Annotated in this window: 18 protein-coding genes and 2 tRNA genes; 12 read left to right on the forward strand and 8 right to left on the reverse strand. The window is 61.9% G+C overall.

Annotated elements, in window-relative coordinates:
- Positions 1-82: 82 nt before the first annotated feature.
- On the forward strand, positions 83-676 hold the full coding sequence (locus NKI95_RS07785) for an SOS response-associated peptidase (protein WP_352715563.1): 594 nt from the start codon (positions 83-85) through the stop codon (positions 674-676).
- A gap of 92 nt (positions 677-768) precedes the next feature.
- On the opposite strand, the gene NKI95_RS07790 is transcribed toward NKI95_RS07785, so the two are convergent.
- Positions 769-1,314: a group I truncated hemoglobin gene (locus tag NKI95_RS07790; RefSeq protein WP_352715566.1), complete on the reverse strand. Its 546-nt coding sequence runs from the start codon at positions 1,312-1,314 to the stop codon at positions 769-771.
- 134 nt (positions 1,315-1,448) lie between these two features.
- On the opposite strand from NKI95_RS07790, the gene NKI95_RS07795 reads away from it, so the two are divergent.
- Positions 1,449-1,628 carry a hypothetical protein gene (locus tag NKI95_RS07795; RefSeq protein ID WP_352715568.1) on the forward strand — a complete coding sequence of 60 codons (180 nt, stop codon included), beginning with the start codon at positions 1,449-1,451 and terminating at the stop codon, positions 1,626-1,628.
- 297 nt (positions 1,629-1,925) lie between these two features.
- Here the strand turns inward: NKI95_RS07795 and NKI95_RS07800 are convergent, their stop codons facing one another.
- Both NKI95_RS07800 and NKI95_RS07805 read right to left on the reverse strand, forming a co-directional pair.
- Positions 1,926-2,159: a hypothetical protein gene (locus tag NKI95_RS07800; RefSeq protein ID WP_352715571.1), complete on the reverse strand. Its 234-nt coding sequence runs from the start codon at positions 2,157-2,159 to the stop codon at positions 1,926-1,928.
- A gap of 244 nt (positions 2,160-2,403) precedes the next feature.
- Positions 2,404-2,478: transfer RNA gene (locus NKI95_RS07805), tRNA-Thr, on the reverse strand.
- A gap of 160 nt (positions 2,479-2,638) precedes the next feature.
- Here NKI95_RS07805 and NKI95_RS07810 point away from each other — a divergent pair.
- The 10 genes from NKI95_RS07810 to NKI95_RS07855 all read left to right on the forward strand — a co-directional run bounded on the left by NKI95_RS07810 (position 2,639) and on the right by NKI95_RS07855 (position 8,620).
- On the forward strand, positions 2,639-2,845 hold the full coding sequence (locus NKI95_RS07810; protein WP_352715574.1) for a hypothetical protein: 207 nt from the start codon (positions 2,639-2,641) through the stop codon (positions 2,843-2,845).
- Between the two features lie 158 nt (positions 2,846-3,003).
- Complete coding sequence (gene murA / locus NKI95_RS07815) at positions 3,004-4,296, forward strand: UDP-N-acetylglucosamine 1-carboxyvinyltransferase (RefSeq protein WP_352715577.1); 1,293 nt, start codon at positions 3,004-3,006, stop codon at positions 4,294-4,296.
- 93 nt (positions 4,297-4,389) lie between these two features.
- Positions 4,390-4,824: a DUF2948 family protein gene (locus tag NKI95_RS07820; protein WP_352715580.1), complete on the forward strand. Its 435-nt coding sequence runs from the start codon at positions 4,390-4,392 to the stop codon at positions 4,822-4,824.
- A gap of 4 nt (positions 4,825-4,828) precedes the next feature.
- On the forward strand, positions 4,829-6,121 hold the full coding sequence (hisD, locus tag NKI95_RS07825; protein ID WP_352715583.1) for a histidinol dehydrogenase: 1,293 nt from the start codon (positions 4,829-4,831) through the stop codon (positions 6,119-6,121).
- 2 nt (positions 6,122-6,123) lie between these two features.
- Complete coding sequence (locus NKI95_RS07830) at positions 6,124-6,609, forward strand: UPF0262 family protein (RefSeq protein WP_292663977.1); 486 nt, start codon at positions 6,124-6,126, stop codon at positions 6,607-6,609.
- A 1-nt stretch (position 6,610) separates the two neighbouring features.
- On the forward strand, positions 6,611-7,078 hold the full coding sequence (locus tag NKI95_RS07835) for an arsenate-mycothiol transferase ArsC (protein ID WP_292663983.1): 468 nt from the start codon (positions 6,611-6,613) through the stop codon (positions 7,076-7,078).
- Between the two features lie 89 nt (positions 7,079-7,167).
- Positions 7,168-7,386 carry a translation initiation factor IF-1 gene (gene infA / locus NKI95_RS07840; protein ID WP_006200926.1) on the forward strand — a complete coding sequence of 73 codons (219 nt, stop codon included), beginning with the start codon at positions 7,168-7,170 and terminating at the stop codon, positions 7,384-7,386.
- Positions 7,387-7,411: 25 nt separating this feature from the next.
- Positions 7,412-8,041 (forward strand): Maf-like protein, encoded by a 630-nt coding sequence (locus NKI95_RS07845; RefSeq protein ID WP_352715586.1) that lies wholly within the window; start codon positions 7,412-7,414, stop codon positions 8,039-8,041.
- Positions 8,038-8,226: a DNA gyrase inhibitor YacG gene (yacG, locus tag NKI95_RS07850; protein ID WP_352715589.1), complete on the forward strand. Its 189-nt coding sequence runs from the start codon at positions 8,038-8,040 to the stop codon at positions 8,224-8,226. The genes NKI95_RS07845 and yacG overlap by 4 nt, the downstream gene beginning before the upstream one ends.
- A gap of 318 nt (positions 8,227-8,544) precedes the next feature.
- Positions 8,545-8,620, forward strand: a tRNA-Phe gene (locus tag NKI95_RS07855).
- 184 nt (positions 8,621-8,804) lie between these two features.
- Here the strand turns inward: NKI95_RS07855 and ggt are convergent.
- The 5 genes from ggt to NKI95_RS07880 all read right to left on the reverse strand — a co-directional run bounded on the left by ggt (position 8,805) and on the right by NKI95_RS07880 (position 13,496).
- Positions 8,805-10,397 carry a gamma-glutamyltransferase gene (ggt, locus tag NKI95_RS07860; RefSeq protein ID WP_352715592.1) on the reverse strand — a complete coding sequence of 531 codons (1,593 nt, stop codon included), beginning with the start codon at positions 10,395-10,397 and terminating at the stop codon, positions 8,805-8,807.
- A gap of 21 nt (positions 10,398-10,418) precedes the next feature.
- Positions 10,419-11,138, reverse strand: coding sequence for an ABC transporter permease (locus tag NKI95_RS07865; RefSeq protein WP_352715845.1), 720 nt, complete (start codon positions 11,136-11,138; stop codon positions 10,419-10,421).
- Positions 11,135-11,848 (reverse strand): ABC transporter permease, encoded by a 714-nt coding sequence (locus NKI95_RS07870; RefSeq protein ID WP_352715595.1) that lies wholly within the window; start codon positions 11,846-11,848, stop codon positions 11,135-11,137. Before NKI95_RS07870 ends, NKI95_RS07865 begins: the two co-directional genes overlap by 4 nt.
- 69 nt (positions 11,849-11,917) lie before the next feature.
- Complete coding sequence (locus tag NKI95_RS07875) at positions 11,918-12,763, reverse strand: transporter substrate-binding domain-containing protein (protein ID WP_352715598.1); 846 nt, start codon at positions 12,761-12,763, stop codon at positions 11,918-11,920.
- A gap of 85 nt (positions 12,764-12,848) precedes the next feature.
- Positions 12,849-13,496, reverse strand: a complete 648-nt coding sequence (locus NKI95_RS07880) for a GntR family transcriptional regulator (protein WP_352715601.1) — start codon at positions 13,494-13,496, stop codon at positions 12,849-12,851.
- Positions 13,497-14,059: the final 563 nt, after the last annotated feature.

Here is a 14,059-nt window from a genome sequence, read left to right on the forward strand (position 1 = left end):
TTATATCAAATCCGCCAGCAATCGGCGCGAACCGATAAACGCTATGTTGAACTGATCTCGGTCGAGCGTACGGAGCCCTTTCATGTGCAATGACTACGAGCAGCACATCGCCTGGGCCGAATACTGCCGGATGATGGAATCGCTGGCGCTCAATATCCCCAGCCATCAAACCGAACCGGATCTGCCGCAGGCGGATGACATCCACATCAACGACCCCGCGCCGGTAATGCGGGCTGCCGGCGATACAATCGAACTGGCGTCGATGACGTTCGGCTTTCCTCCGGCCGGGCCAAAAGGCGGACCTGTATTCAACTTTCGCTCCGAGGGCCGGCAGTTCGGCAACAGCAAGCGCTGTCTCGTTCCGGCCTCGGCATTCTTCGAATTCACGGGAACGAAGTATCCAAAAACCAAGCACAGGTTCACGCTGGATGGCCATTCGTTCATGGCGATTGCTGGGCTGTGGCGCGAGGGTGTCGGCAACAAGCCGCCGACGTTCACGATGCTGACGACCGATCCAGGCCCGGATGTCGCGCCATATCACAACCGGCAAGTGGTTGTGCTCCCACCATCGAACTGGGCGGCCTGGATCCATCTGACGAAGTCCGAGGCTGAACTCTTGCGACCGCTGCCGGAGGGGTCGCTCAGTGTGGAAACAGCTCGGGCAGGTTCGGAGTAGGAACCATCGGATAATTGCGCGCTGCGGCCGCGCCGCATAGTCACGGCGACGCGTGCCATGCTCAGAACGAATGCCCGCACGATATAAGCGCTTCAGCCCCGCTTGACGTAGCCGGCGGTGACCTCGTCTTTGTGGGCGGCGAAAGCTTCCAAGACTTCGGTTTTCTCAGGCTTCGGAATTTTGAAATGATCCAAGGTCCGCCCGAGTTCCGCTGCGACCTCATCGAATTCTGCGGGGGAAATCCGCAGGTCGCGATGCGCCTCCTCGAGGCCGAGCGGCGTCGTGCCGGGCTTGGTGGCGACGAACTTGAAGGGCCCGCCAGAAACGTCGCAAACCCACAGCGTGCGCATGAACTTGAGGCCGGGCAACCTTTCAAGGTTCTTGGTGTGCCATTTGCGCAATTGTGGGTTCTTGGACTTCTTGCCGACGATGGGGTTCTTCACGACGGCGTCGCTGAAATGATCGATCACCGCCGCGATGGCGAACACACCCCCCAGCCGCTCATATAGAGTTTTCTCAGATGTGGTTTTCTTGGCCTGGGCGAGCGCGTTGTCGGCAGGCAACACCGCCGTCGATGCGGCGGCCAGCGCCAGCCCGGCGACAACACTTCGTCTTGTCAAAGAGGTCGAAATTTTCATCCCTGGTTCCCTTCGAGGTTAGGCCAGAGCAAGCCGCAGCCTGTCTGGCGGGCTTCATGAAATGACATTCGGACACTTTGCCATATTTTAGCATCGTCTAAGGAACTAACGAGCCCTTCGCCCGAATTATTCCGATGGACGGCATTGTCCTGGTCAACATGCGTAAAGGCCGCGCGGATGAGGAAGGCTTAAGCACGCGTCGCTGCACGCGGCAGAGGTCGCGAAGCCACTTCGGCCGCATCGGCGGCCCGATCGATGTTGCGGGCACCGTAGTGTTCCTGGCCTCGCTGGCGGCGGCCGCCTGCGGCCAATAGCCTGTGCTTTTCGAAGATCGCTAGCTTCTGTGGATAGGTGATCCGCACCTTCGCGTTGCACCCGTCGCATTTGAAGTGCGCGATCGTCCTTAGTGCAGAGCCCTTTCTTACCGCCGGATGCGAGCAATCCGGACATTCGAATGTGAGCGCGACATCCGATAGGTCTTCGGCTAAGGCCATTTTCATCCCCTTCGCAAGCTCGGTGGCTACACTCTGGCGAGTCTCAATGAGCAATTCAGATGCCAGACGGCTGTGCCAAAGCGGGACTAGACCAATTCGCCTCGGAACGCCGCCAAGCTAGTGCGCCTTCTCTGTGCCTTTTGAGCGACGAAGAGACCTAACTTCCTCCAGCAGTTCGCGCTCATTGGTAGTCAGGTTTCGGAAGATTGCGACAATCATCACCGCCAAGGCTTCGGCATCCAGGCTTAGAGGGTCAATGTGTTCATCTGTGCAAACCTGATCAAACACGCGTTCACAAATAGCCAAATCGTGAGGGCTGAGGCGAGTGCGATTGAAACGCTGGCGCGACATTTGCGAGCCTTCGAGGCCCGCTGCCGTGCACAAAAATGCGCGCCCTAACAAGAAACGCGAGTCGTTGAGTGATTGTTCCCGACTGCAGCTTTGTTAAGCCGCCTGCAGCAGGAGCAGACCAGAATGCTTTCCCCACGCGCATCATGGCGCATGCATCGATCGCTTCAGTGTGGTTCGAATGATGCTGGAGTCTGCCCGGGGTACTAGCGACCAGTTGGCGCTGACAGGTGCATGCTGAATTTGCTGGTGCTGCGAGAGAGGATTGAACTCTCGACCTCTCCCTTACCAAGGGAGTGCTCTACCACTGAGCTACCGCAGCCGCCGATGGCGGGGCTTCTGCCATATCGAACCGGCAAGCGCAAGGCCAAGACAAAGACGGGTTGAAAGGCCGCACCAGGCGATTGTTGCGGACATGGCCGTGCCACAATGTTGGCTATCCCTTGATCCGCACCGGCGGGTTGCCGGCCGGGGACGGAACGATGAACGACAAGACAGTTTCTCCGAACAAGGATGGGCCACCGAAGAAGGATGGTTCAGCGAAAAAGGCCGGAGCGGGCCGCAAGGACCGGCTGGCTGAGCAGCTGCGCGCCAATCTGCAGAAGCGCAAGGCGCAATCGCGGTCGCGACGGACCGGCGACGCCGACAAGCGGCCGGACGGGCTGCAGGCGGTGATGAAAGAAGATTAACGCGAATCGGCTATGTTGGTCGCCGGTATTTTGGCCAAGTCAGCGTGGGCCAAAGTGGGGAATAGCCTGTTTCTTGAACCAAGCCGGCCAATGGTCTAGATGGGCCGCAACAGACTCAACCGATTTAAACCGGCCTTTCGGCCGAGGGGACGCTCTTCATGGATCGCATCAGAATTGTCGGCGGCAACAAGCTTGCCGGAAGCATCCCGATCTCGGGCGCGAAAAACGCCGCGCTGCCGCTGATGATCGCCTCGTTGCTGACAGACGACACGCTGACGCTGGAAAACGTGCCGCATCTGGCCGATGTCGAGCAGCTGATCCGCATCCTCGGCAATCACGGCGTCGACTATTCGGTCAATGGCCGCCGCGAAAAGCAGCAGGAAGGCTATTCGCGCACCATCACTTTCTCCGCCCGCAACATTGTCGACACGACGGCGCCTTACGAGCTGGTGTCGAAGATGCGGGCCTCGTTCTGGGTGATCGGGCCGCTGCTGGCCCGCATGGGCGAGGCCAAGGTGTCGCTGCCCGGCGGCTGCGCCATTGGCACGCGCCCGGTCGACCTGTTCCTCGAAGGCCTGCAGGCGCTGGGCGCCGATATCGACGTCGACACCGGCTATGTCATCGCCAAGACCAGGAACGGCCGGCTTGTCGGCAACCGCTATATGTTCCCGAAAGTCTCGGTCGGCGCCACCCATGTGCTGATGATGGCGGCCTCGCTGGCCAAGGGCGAGACGGTGCTCGAAAACGCCGCGCGCGAGCCCGAGATCGTCAACCTCGCCGAATGCCTCAACGCTATGGGCGCGAAGATCTCCGGCGCCGGCACGGCGACCATCACCATCGACGGCGTCGAGGCGCTGTCAGGCGCCCGCGTCAGGGTGATTCCCGACCGTATCGAGACCGGCACCTATGCGATGGCGGTGGCGATGACCGGCGGCGACGTCGTGCTGGAAGGCGCGCGGCCCGACCTGTTGCAGACGGCGCTGGACATCATTTCGCAGACGGGCGCCGAGATCACGCAGACCAATTCCGGCATTCGCGTCAGGCGCAACGGCGCCGGCATTTCGCCGGTCGACGTGACGACGGCGCCCTTCCCGGCTTTCCCGACCGATCTGCAGGCGCAGTTCATGGGCCTGATGACGATGGCCAAGGGTAAGTCGCGCATCACCGAGACGATTTTCGAAAACCGCTTCATGCACGTCCAGGAGCTCGCCCGGCTCGGCGCCCACATCACGCTGTCCGGCCAGACGGCGATCGTCGACGGGGTGGCGAAGCTGAAGGGCGCGCCGGTCATGGCGACCGACCTTCGCGCCTCGGTGTCGCTGGTCATCGCCGGCCTTGCGGCCGAAGGCGAAACCACGGTCAACCGCGTCTACCATCTCGACCGCGGCTTCGAGCGGCTGGAGGAAAAGCTGTCCGGCTGCGGCGCGGAGATCGAGCGCATTTCGGGCTAGAGCCTTTCCGCAAGGCTTGCGGTCCGGTTGCGCGGATCGCCAAGACCGCCTAACAGAAGGCCAAATGTAAACCTTCGCAGGTGCGAATTCCGCATGAATGGCCTCAAGCTTGTCGCGCTCGACGATCAGGATCTGAGCATCATCTCGGCGCATGTCCAGGATGCCGCCATGAAGGTCAGCGATCTCGAATACCTGCCTTCGGTAAAGCGCTTCGTGCTGACCATGAACCGCTTCGTGTGGGAGGCGAAATCCGGCTTCTTGCGCCAGCACAATGAGCGGCGGCAGGCCGTGCTGCATTTCGACCGGGTGCTCGGCGCCAAGGCCAGCGGCATTGCCCGTGACAAGCCCGACGAAGTGCTGTCGCTGCTGGCGATCAGCTTTCTCGCGCTCGACAAGCCGGCCGGCATCGTCGAGCTGATCTTTTCGGGCGGCGGCGCGATCATGCTCGATGTCGAATGCATCGAGGCACGGCTTGCCGATGTCGGCGGCGCCTGGGAAGCGACGTCGCGCCCGGTCCACAGGGTTTGAGCCGATGGCCGTCATGCTTCGCCAGTCCGACGCCGATTTCGAGCAGCGCTTTGCCGCATTCCTGCTGACTAAGCGGGAAGTCTCGGCCGATGTCGACGCCGTGGTGCGCGAGATCATCGCCAAGGTGCGCGCCGAGGGCGACGCGGCGCTTATCGGGTACACGCAGAAATTCGGCGGCGGCGACCTGGCCGAGCTCGGCATCGCCGTCTCTAGGGACGACATTGCCAAGGCTTACGATGCAGCCGATCCGCAGACGGTCGAGGCGCTGAATTTCGCGCGCGAGCGCATCCGCGCCCATCACCAGCGGCAGCTGCCGCAGGACGACCGCTACACCGATGCCGCCGGCGTCGAGCTCGGCTCGCGCTGGACGGCGATCGAGGCCGTCGGGCTCTATGTGCCGGGCGGCACGGCGAGCTATCCAAGCTCGGTGCTGATGAATGCCGTGCCGGCTAAGGTCGCCGGCGTCGAGCGCATCGCCATGGTGGTGCCGGCCTCCGGCGGCGAGGTGCCGCCGCTGGTGCTGGTGGCAGCCGACCTTGCCGGTGTCTCCGAAATCTACCGCGTCGGCGGCGCCCAGGCGATCGCAGCCCTTGCCTATGGCACCGAGACGATAAAGCCGGTCGCCAAGATCGTCGGCCCCGGCAATGCCTATGTCGCGGCGGCCAAGCGCCAGGTGTTCGGCACGGTCGGCATCGACATGATCGCCGGGCCGTCGGAAGTGCTGGTCGTGGCCGACGGCAGCAACGATCCGGACTGGATCGCCGCCGACCTGCTCGCCCAGGCCGAACACGACGTGTCGGCGCAGTCGATCCTGATCACCGACGACCGCGCGTTTGGCGCGGCGGTCGAACAGGCGGTCGAACGCCAGTTGCAGAACCTGCCGCGCGGAGAAACGGCGGCGGCGAGCTGGCGCGATTTCGGCGCCGTGATCCTGGTGCCGACGATCGAGGCAGCACTGCCGCTGGTCGACCGCATCGCGGCCGAACATGTCGAGCTTGCAATCGACGACCCCGAGGCTTTCCTGGCGCGGATGCGCAATGCCGGTGCGGTGTTTCTCGGCCGCCACACGCCGGAGGCCATCGGCGACTATGTCGCCGGCTCCAACCACGTGCTGCCGACGGCGCGCTCGGCGCGTTTTTCGTCCGGGCTTTCGGTGCTCGATTTCGTCAAGCGCACCTCGGTCCTGAAGCTCGGGCCGGAGCAATTACGGGCGCTGGCGCCGGCGGCGATCACGCTGGCCAAGGCGGAAGGGCTCGATGCGCATGGTCGCTCCGTCGGCATCCGGCTGAACATGTAGAAATGTCCGACTACGACCAAACCCGCGCCAGGCTGATCGATGTCGAGCTCGACGAGACGATCGGCCGTTCGACGCCCGATGTCGAACATGAGCGGGCGGTGGCGATCTTCGACCTGATCGAGGAGAACCGTTTCCAGCCGGTCAATGACGACGGTGCCGGGCCGTACCGGCTGAAACTGTCGCTGGCCGAGTCCCGGCTGGTGTTTGCGGTGGCGCGCGAGGACGGCGCAGCCGTGGTCACCCACATCCTGTCGCTGACGCCGCTTAGGCGCATCGTCAAGGATTACTACATGATCTGCGAAAGCTATTACGATGCCATCCGCACCGCGACGCCCAGCCACATCGAGGCGATCGACATGGGCCGGCGCGGCCTGCACAATGAAGGCTCGCAGACGCTGATGGACCGGCTTGCCGGCAAGATCGAGATTGACTTCGACACGGCGCGCCGGCTGTTCACGCTGGTTTGCGTGCTGCACTGGCGAGGCTGAACTGGCCGCCCCGCTGCCCCGCCCGATCCTGCCCCGCTCGATCCTGTTTGTCTGCGGCATGAACGCAGTGCGCTCGCCGATGGCCGAATTGCTGGCGCGCAAGGTGCTTCCGCCCACCACCTTCGTCGCCTCGGCCGGGGTGCGCGGCGGCGAACGCGATCCGTTCGTCGATGCCGTGCTGGCCGAAGAAGGGCTGTCGCTGGGCGAACGGCACCCGAGAACGATGGACGACCTCGAGGACGATTATTTCGACCTGATCGTCACGCTGGCGCCGGAAGCCCACCACACCGCGCTCGAGCTCACCCGCTCGCTGGCCGTCGAGGTCGAGTATTGGCCGATGCCCGACCCGACCGGCGTTAGCGGCACGCGCGAGCAGATCATGGCCGCCTACCGCGACGTGCGCGAGCGGCTGAAGGCGCGGATCGGCCGCCGTTTTCTCGGCAACGGGGCTGAAAACGCCGCGGATTAAGCATGTTCACAAGCGGACGTTTATCATATAGGTTCCGCGCAACTTTCCGGCCGGGGCGCTGGAAGTACCCATCCAAGCAAAGGTATCGAATGCCGAAGGAAGAAGTCCTCGAGTTTCCGGGTGTCGTGACGGAACTGCTGCCCAACGCGATGTTCAGGGTCAAGCTCGAAAACGAACATGAAATCATCGCCCATACGGCCGGCCGCATGCGCAAGAACCGCATCCGCGTTTTAACCGGCGACAAGGTCCTGGTCGAGATGACGCCCTACGACCTGACCAAGGGCCGCATCACCTACCGCTTCAAGTAAGTTCAAGGACCCGGCCGGGATCGCGATGGGCATTTTGCAGAAGCTCGTGCTTGCCTCGGGTTCGCCGCGCCGGATCGAGCTGCTGCAGCAGGCCGGCATCGAGCCGGACCGCGTGCTGCCGGCCGATGTCGACGAGACGCCGCTGCGCGCCGAACACCCGCGCTCGCTGGCCAAGCGGCTGGCGACGCAGAAGGCCGAGAAAGCGCTGGCCTCGCTGAAAACCGAGACGGACTACCTGCCGAGCTTCGTGCTGGCCGCCGACACGGTGGTTGCCGTCGGGCGACGCATCCTGCCCAAGGCCGAGACGCTCGACGACGCCGCCAACTGTCTCGGGCTTTTGTCCGGCCGTTCGCACCGCGTCTATTCCAGCATCTGCCTGATCACGCCGGGCGGCAAGCAGCGCTTGCGGCTGGTCGAGACCAGGGTGCGGTTCAAGCGGCTGCCGCGCGAGGAGATCGAGGCCTACATCGCGTCGGGAGAATGGCGCGGCAAGGCCGGCGGCTATGCCGTCCAGGGCCTTGCCGGCGCCTTCGTCGTCAAGCTTGTCGGCTCCTACACCAACGTCGTCGGCCTGCCGCTCTACGAGACGGTGGCGCTTTTGAGCGGCGAAGGGTTCAAGGTGCACGCCAACTGGCTGTCGGGTACGCGGCTATGAGCCCGGACGACAAGGTCACGCCGCTGCGGCCCAAGCGGCCCTGCCCCGAATGCGGCAAGCCATCGGCGCGCGAAACCTACCCGTTCTGCTCGAAGCGCTGCAAGGACATCGACCTCAACCGCTGGCTGAAAGGGGTCTACGTCATCCCGGGTCGCGACGAGGACGACAGCGACGACCAGAAATAGAGCCGTCCGCCTGCGGTTTTCCACAAGCTTGGGGCGGCTTGCCCGCCCTGACCGCGGCCGGTGAACTGGCCCGCATTGAGGGCCAATCGTTTCTGCCTGAAATCAATGTCCAGCCTGTTCCACCCGGATAGAATCGGATGGAACAGGTTCTGGCTTTTTGTTTGAGCATTATCTTTTCCGAAAACCGGATTCCACTTTTCGGGATCATGCTCTAAGCGCTGGACAGGCCGAATTCCCGTGCTATAACCCACGCGCTTTCAAGGGGTGCCGACGGCGCTTTCATGAACCCGGTGTGCAGATTGCCGCGCGCCGGAGCAGGCCCAGATAGCTCAGTTGGTAGAGCAGCGGACTGAAAATCCGCGTGTCGGTGGTTCGAATCCGCCTCTGGGCACCATTTTTTCCCTGTACGGCCCGGAGACATGGGTAACAGTTTGTGACGATCTCGCGCCGAGCGAATTGTCGATGGCGTGCAAGAATTATCTGGCGTGGGACCATGGCGCCAGCGACTCCTGCTTGCCGGTCAAATGTCGATGAAGAACGTCTTCAGCGTCTTGGATCCCGCCCGGCCCATAACCGCTCTACAGACCGAGGGCGCAGCCGTCCTTGCGCGGCTCGGAACCGCCCAGCAGGGTCCCGTTTGCCCAATCGATGCGAATAGCCTGCGCACCGCCGATCGGGTCCGCGGCAGGAATGATTTCGAAACCGCGCCGGCTAAGTTCAGCTGCGGTTTCGCGAGCGAGCCCGTGTTCGGCCTGGACGTTCATCGTGCCGCTGACGGGGGCGACCCGCGGCAGATCAATCGCCTCCTGCAGATCCATCCCGAAGTCGAGCACCTTCGTCAGCAGGTGCGCGTGGCCCATCGCCTGGTAGTAGCCACCCATGACGCCGAAAGGCATTTCTGCCCGGCCGCCTTTCGCGAGCATCCCGGGTATGATGGTATGCAACGGTCGCTTGTTCGGCGCCACTGCATTAGGGTGCCCGGGGTCAAGCGAAAAGCTTTGCCCGCGATTGTGCAAGACGACACCGGAGCGTGGAGAGACCAGGCCCGAGCCAAAGCTGTCGAAGACCGAGTTGATGAAACTGACCGCATTGCGATCCTTGTCGACAACGGAAATGTAGACCGTGTCGCTGTGCAGCGGCATGTCGAACGCCGGCAGGTCCGCGCGTGCGCGCTTTAGGTCGATCATGCCGGCCAGATGATCGGCCCAAGCATTCGACAACATGTCGGCCACCGGGACGTCGGAGGTGTCGGGATCGGCGACGAGCAGGTCGCGCGCGGCGTAAGCGAGGCGTGTCGCTTCAATTTCCAGGTGAAGCCGGTCCGCGGATTGGGGATCGCCGTGCGCTTCGAAGCGCGAGAGGATATTTAGAATCAGCAAGGCGATCACACCTTGGCCATTCGGCGGACATTCGAACACATCGCAGCCTCGAAACGCCGTGCTGATCGGGGTCACGTACTCGCCTGTTGCCGAGGCGAAATCTTCGAGTGTGTGCAATCCGCCGAGCCCACGAAGATAGGCGACCATGTCTTCGGCCACGGGGCCAGTGTAGAAAGCCTCTCGTCCCTTCCTGGCGATCAGCCGCAGCGTTGCAGCCAACTCAGGCTGGCGGTGCACTTCGCCAAGGCGTGGTGCGCGACCGTTTGGCAGGAAAATCCGTTTCGCCGCAACATCGGAGGCCAGAAGTTCTTCCTCCAATGCCCAGTCACGATGGACCCGCGGTGAAATGGCGTAGCCTTCCTCGGCGAAACGTATTGCAGGGGCCAGGATTTGATCGAAAGGCATATGCCCATGATCAGCGTGCAATCTGGTCCAGGCATCGATCGCTCCCGGGATGGTGACAGAGCCAGGAGAATTGCGGGCCACCTCGGCCATGCCACGTTCGAGGAACCAGTCAATTGTGAGGGCGGCAGGTGTCCTGCCCGATCCGTTGTAGCCGATGACCTCACCGGATCCGTTTCGCGACAGAAGAGCGAAGCAATCGCCTCCAATGCCGGTCGAGGCTGGCTCGACGACACATTGCACCGCGCAGGCTGCGATGGCGGCATCCATGGCGTTGCCGCCGGCCGCCATGATCTCCACCGCCGTCAGGGTCGCCGACGGATGAGAGGTGGCGGCCATGGCCTTGCGTGAAACGACGACCGAGCGCGTTGGTTTCTCAAAATTTCGCATGCTATGCCCTTCTGATCGTGCTCAAGAGGCGGCGTCGCTCATCGTCGAGGGGCGGTGCCGCAGATGCCGCGACATCCAGTATTCGAGTGCCGCCAAGGCACGGATGATCGCGAAATTCAAAGTGAGATAAATGGCGCCCGCGCAGATGAAGACTTCAAAGGCGCGGTAGGTCTGGGAGATCAATCCCTGGGCAATTCCAGTCACCTCCATCAAGGTCACGATGGAGGCCAGAGACGTGCCCTTGATCATCAGGATGATTTCATTGCCGTAACTCGGCAGGGCCTGGCGAAAGGCCAACGGCAGGATAACATGCCGATAGGTCAGACAGGTGGACAGGCCGACAGACCGGGCCGCCTCGACAAGGCCGCGTGGCACCGATTGAATCGCGCCGCGGAGGATTTCGCTGCCATAGGCGGTGGTGTTGAGTGTCAGCGCGATGATTGCGCACCAGTAGGGTTCGCGGAAAACGGCCCATAGTCCAATTGCCGACAGTTGGTGCCGGAACTGACCAAGGCCATAATAGGTAAGAAAAATCTGCACCAGCAGGGGCGTGCCCCTGAAGACGGCAACGAAGCCACGGATCGGCATGACGACGAAGGGCGATTCCGATTGCTGGGCAAGCGCCAATGTGACGGCAAGAACGAAGCCGGCAATAATGGAAGTCAGGGCCAGTTCCATCGTAAGCGGCAGGCCAGCAAGGAGCTTCGGCAGGATTTCGAGGAAAAAACCGAAATCTATCATGCCGACCGGACGCGCCACGGCGCCTTTCGTTCCAGACGGTAAAAGGCGTGGCCGGTGACGGAAGCGATAACCAGATAGAGCAAGGCTGCAGCAATGTAGAAGATGAATGGTTCACGGGTCGAACCTGCAGCGATCTGTGCCTGGCGCATCAGTTCAACGAGGCCGATTACCGATATCAGCGACGAGTCCTTCAGAACCAACTGCCACACATTGCCGAGACCTGGCAGCGCGTATCTCAGGAGCTGGGGAAAAATAACCTGTCGCAGCCGCTGCAGCCGGTTGAGACCAAGCGCGCAAGCGGCATCGTGCTGTCCCTGGTCGATGGCGAGGTAAGCCCCTCGATAGACCTCGGCCTGATAGGCGCCCGAGATGATCGCGATAGCCAAGGTTCCAGTGGCAAAGGCCGGAACGCCGACGAATCCGGACCCGCCCAGGCTATGACCAAGCGACGTCAGGGCGACGCTTCCTCCATAGTAAAGCAGATAAATGGTCAGAAGGTCGGGCACGCCTCTGAAAACCGTGCAATAGCCAAGGGCCAAGAACCTCAATAGTTGGGAGTTGTGGAGACGCCCGGCCGCTGCCAGCCCGCCGAATACAGCGCCAAGCGCAAAGCCCAGCACAGACAGGAGCACTGTAACCGAGGCCGCCATGAGAAGAGCAGCCCCCCAACCTCCGTGCTGGAAACCAAGCAGCCGGAATGCGTCAACCATTGATACCCCCGGCAGGGCGAACGGCTCAACTCCGGAACGGGTCAGGAATGGCCGCTCGCCGACAAGCGCCTACTTGACTGGCGTGACGTCGCTCTTGAGCCATTTAAGCGACAGGGTTTTGATCGTGCCGTCGGCGGTAGCGGCGTCGATGGCGCCGTTGAGCATGTCTTTCAGCTTGATGTCCTCTTTGCGAATACCGGCCCCGGAGCCAAGACCGAAGAGACCCCCGACAAATCCTGGTCCTGCAAGCGTATAGTCGCTGAACTCCGGTTTGCTCAGCGTGGCGGCCAGCGCTGTCTGCTGTGCGAAGAGCGCGTCGATGCGACCCGCGGCGAGATCGAGATCGTGTTGCTCGGTGGTCTTGTATTCGCGAATCTCGGCGACGTCCGAGAAGTATTTTTTCACAAATTCCAGGTTCGCCGTTGCGGCCTGAACTCCAATGATCTTTCCCTTCAGCAATGGCTTGAGCTTGTCGATTGCCGCCTGCGCAGAGGCTTCATTCTCCAGCTTGAACCGCTCGTTGGAAATGCCGAGCTTGCCCAGTTCGCTATCCTTTGCGACCGCGAAACCTGAGGGATCCACCGCATATGGCTGGGTAAAGTCAATGATCTTCAGACGTTTTTCAGTGATGAACATGCTCGCCATGATCACGTCGAACTTGCCGACCGTCAGCGCGGGGATCATGCCGTCCCAGTCCTGTGCGACGATCTTGCACTCGATCTTCATTCGCCCGCACAGATCATTGGCGAGATCGACTTCGAAGCCGTCCAGTTTGCCGTCGGCCGTTGTGAAATTCCAGGGCGCATAGGCTCCTTCGGTGGCAATGGTAATTGCCTTCGGCGTTTCTTGTGCGACGGCGGCCTGGACCAGGCCGAACAGGACCGACGCAATGGCTGCGATGCGGCTAATTTTCATGTCATTCTCCTCTTTTTGCCGGTATGGCAGTTCCCTTTCGTCGTGCCGGATTATCTTCCGGCTTCAACGAGTTAGATGGTATTCTCTAGCGGCGGCCGGGACTTGCGAAGTTGGCCAGAAGGGGCGCCGTCTCGACGATATGATCCCGCATGACGATCTCTGCCTTGCCGGCATCACCTGACCGCAACACCTCAATCAGGATCTCGTGCTCGGCGCGCGCGCTGGCGGGCTTGTCGACATAGTCGAACCAGATGCGCAGGTAGGGCTCGATCACGACGTGCAGGCTGGCAATCTGCCGGACCAGCTTGGGTCTGTTGCTCAATTGGCAAATCTGCAGATGGAAGGCCTGATGGCGCACGACCCAGTCGCTGCTGCCGGTTTGGCTGGCGCGCTCCATCCGGTCGAGCTGGCGTTCCAGTTCTTCAAGCACTTCGAAATCGATATGCGGCATGGCAAGCCTTACCGCCAACCCTTCGAGCACCGAGCGGATTTCAAACGTTTCGTAGATCTCATCGAGGGTAAGCCCGGCGACGATGCAGCCACGGTTCGGGCGAATGACCACAAGACCTTCCGCGGCCAGCTGGCGGAATGCTTCGCGAACCGGCATGCGGCTCATGCCGATTTCCGTCGCGATCTCTTCCGGGATCAGCCGGTCCCCGGCCCGATAACGCCCCATCCTCAGGGCCCGCTGAATGTGGCGATAAGCCTCCTCCTCGGCGGTCGTGATGCCCAACGGCTCGATTGCGTCTGCTGCCATGTCCTGGGTCCGATCAGAGCGTATCCGTGTATCCACTTATCCAGTTGTCGCGACCTGTGTCAAGCACCGAAGCTTGGGCGCTTTAGAATTTCTGTTGTGAGAATAACCACTTGGAAGGGAAAATGGGGCAAGCACACCGTGATCAGCTAAGCCGCTGATCGGCCTATTTGGCGGCGTCCGGCAAAAAGGCCCGCCGCTCCATTTGCGAAGCGGCGAGGCCCCATATTCGGGGACATTGCCGGGATTCCCCGGCATTGCTTACAATGCAATTCAGGTGCCAGAATTGTTGACCCAAAACGGGTCACCGCACCGGAGGCGCGAGCGCGGACCTTCCGCGATCACGCTACTGCCGCGCATTGCCATTCCTGCTATGTTATTTTGCGGCGGACCTGATTTTTCCGCCTGGCCGGCGCCCCATCAGGCAACTTACCCCAACGCGCCCCCCAGTGGCGCCGGCCATTTTCACAACATTGGAGCGCGGGTGCGCCGGCGCTGTTAATGCATGTCGCGCAAAAGTGTGCAGCGGTTTGCGACAACGA

Source organism: Mesorhizobium sp. M0306 (assembly GCF_040321655.1).
Taxonomy (GTDB): Bacteria; Pseudomonadota; Alphaproteobacteria; order Rhizobiales; family Rhizobiaceae; genus Mesorhizobium.

Excerpts from the sequence above, each read along its gene's own strand:
- NKI95_RS07785 (WP_352715563.1), top strand. The coding sequence starts at position 83 with ATGTGCAATGACTACGAGCAGCACATCGCCTGGGCCGAATACTGCCGG.
- NKI95_RS07790 (WP_352715566.1), bottom strand. The coding sequence starts at position 1,314 with ATGAAAATTTCGACCTCTTTGACAAGACGAAGTGTTGTCGCCGGGCTG.
- NKI95_RS07795 (WP_352715568.1), top strand. The coding sequence starts at position 1,449 with ATGGACGGCATTGTCCTGGTCAACATGCGTAAAGGCCGCGCGGATGAG.
- NKI95_RS07800 (WP_352715571.1), bottom strand. The coding sequence starts at position 2,159 with ATGTCGCGCCAGCGTTTCAATCGCACTCGCCTCAGCCCTCACGATTTG.
- NKI95_RS07810 (WP_352715574.1), top strand. The coding sequence starts at position 2,639 with ATGAACGACAAGACAGTTTCTCCGAACAAGGATGGGCCACCGAAGAAG.
- murA (WP_352715577.1), top strand. The coding sequence starts at position 3,004 with ATGGATCGCATCAGAATTGTCGGCGGCAACAAGCTTGCCGGAAGCATC.
- NKI95_RS07820 (WP_352715580.1), top strand. The coding sequence starts at position 4,390 with ATGAATGGCCTCAAGCTTGTCGCGCTCGACGATCAGGATCTGAGCATC.
- hisD (WP_352715583.1), top strand. The coding sequence starts at position 4,829 with ATGGCCGTCATGCTTCGCCAGTCCGACGCCGATTTCGAGCAGCGCTTT.
- NKI95_RS07830 (WP_292663977.1), top strand. The coding sequence starts at position 6,124 with ATGTCCGACTACGACCAAACCCGCGCCAGGCTGATCGATGTCGAGCTC.
- infA (WP_006200926.1), top strand. The coding sequence starts at position 7,168 with ATGCCGAAGGAAGAAGTCCTCGAGTTTCCGGGTGTCGTGACGGAACTG.
- NKI95_RS07845 (WP_352715586.1), top strand. The coding sequence starts at position 7,412 with ATGGGCATTTTGCAGAAGCTCGTGCTTGCCTCGGGTTCGCCGCGCCGG.
- yacG (WP_352715589.1), top strand. The coding sequence starts at position 8,038 with ATGAGCCCGGACGACAAGGTCACGCCGCTGCGGCCCAAGCGGCCCTGC.
- ggt (WP_352715592.1), bottom strand. The coding sequence starts at position 10,397 with ATGCGAAATTTTGAGAAACCAACGCGCTCGGTCGTCGTTTCACGCAAG.
- NKI95_RS07865 (WP_352715845.1), bottom strand. The coding sequence starts at position 11,138 with ATGATAGATTTCGGTTTTTTCCTCGAAATCCTGCCGAAGCTCCTTGCT.
- NKI95_RS07870 (WP_352715595.1), bottom strand. The coding sequence starts at position 11,848 with ATGGTTGACGCATTCCGGCTGCTTGGTTTCCAGCACGGAGGTTGGGGG.
- NKI95_RS07875 (WP_352715598.1), bottom strand. The coding sequence starts at position 12,763 with ATGAAAATTAGCCGCATCGCAGCCATTGCGTCGGTCCTGTTCGGCCTG.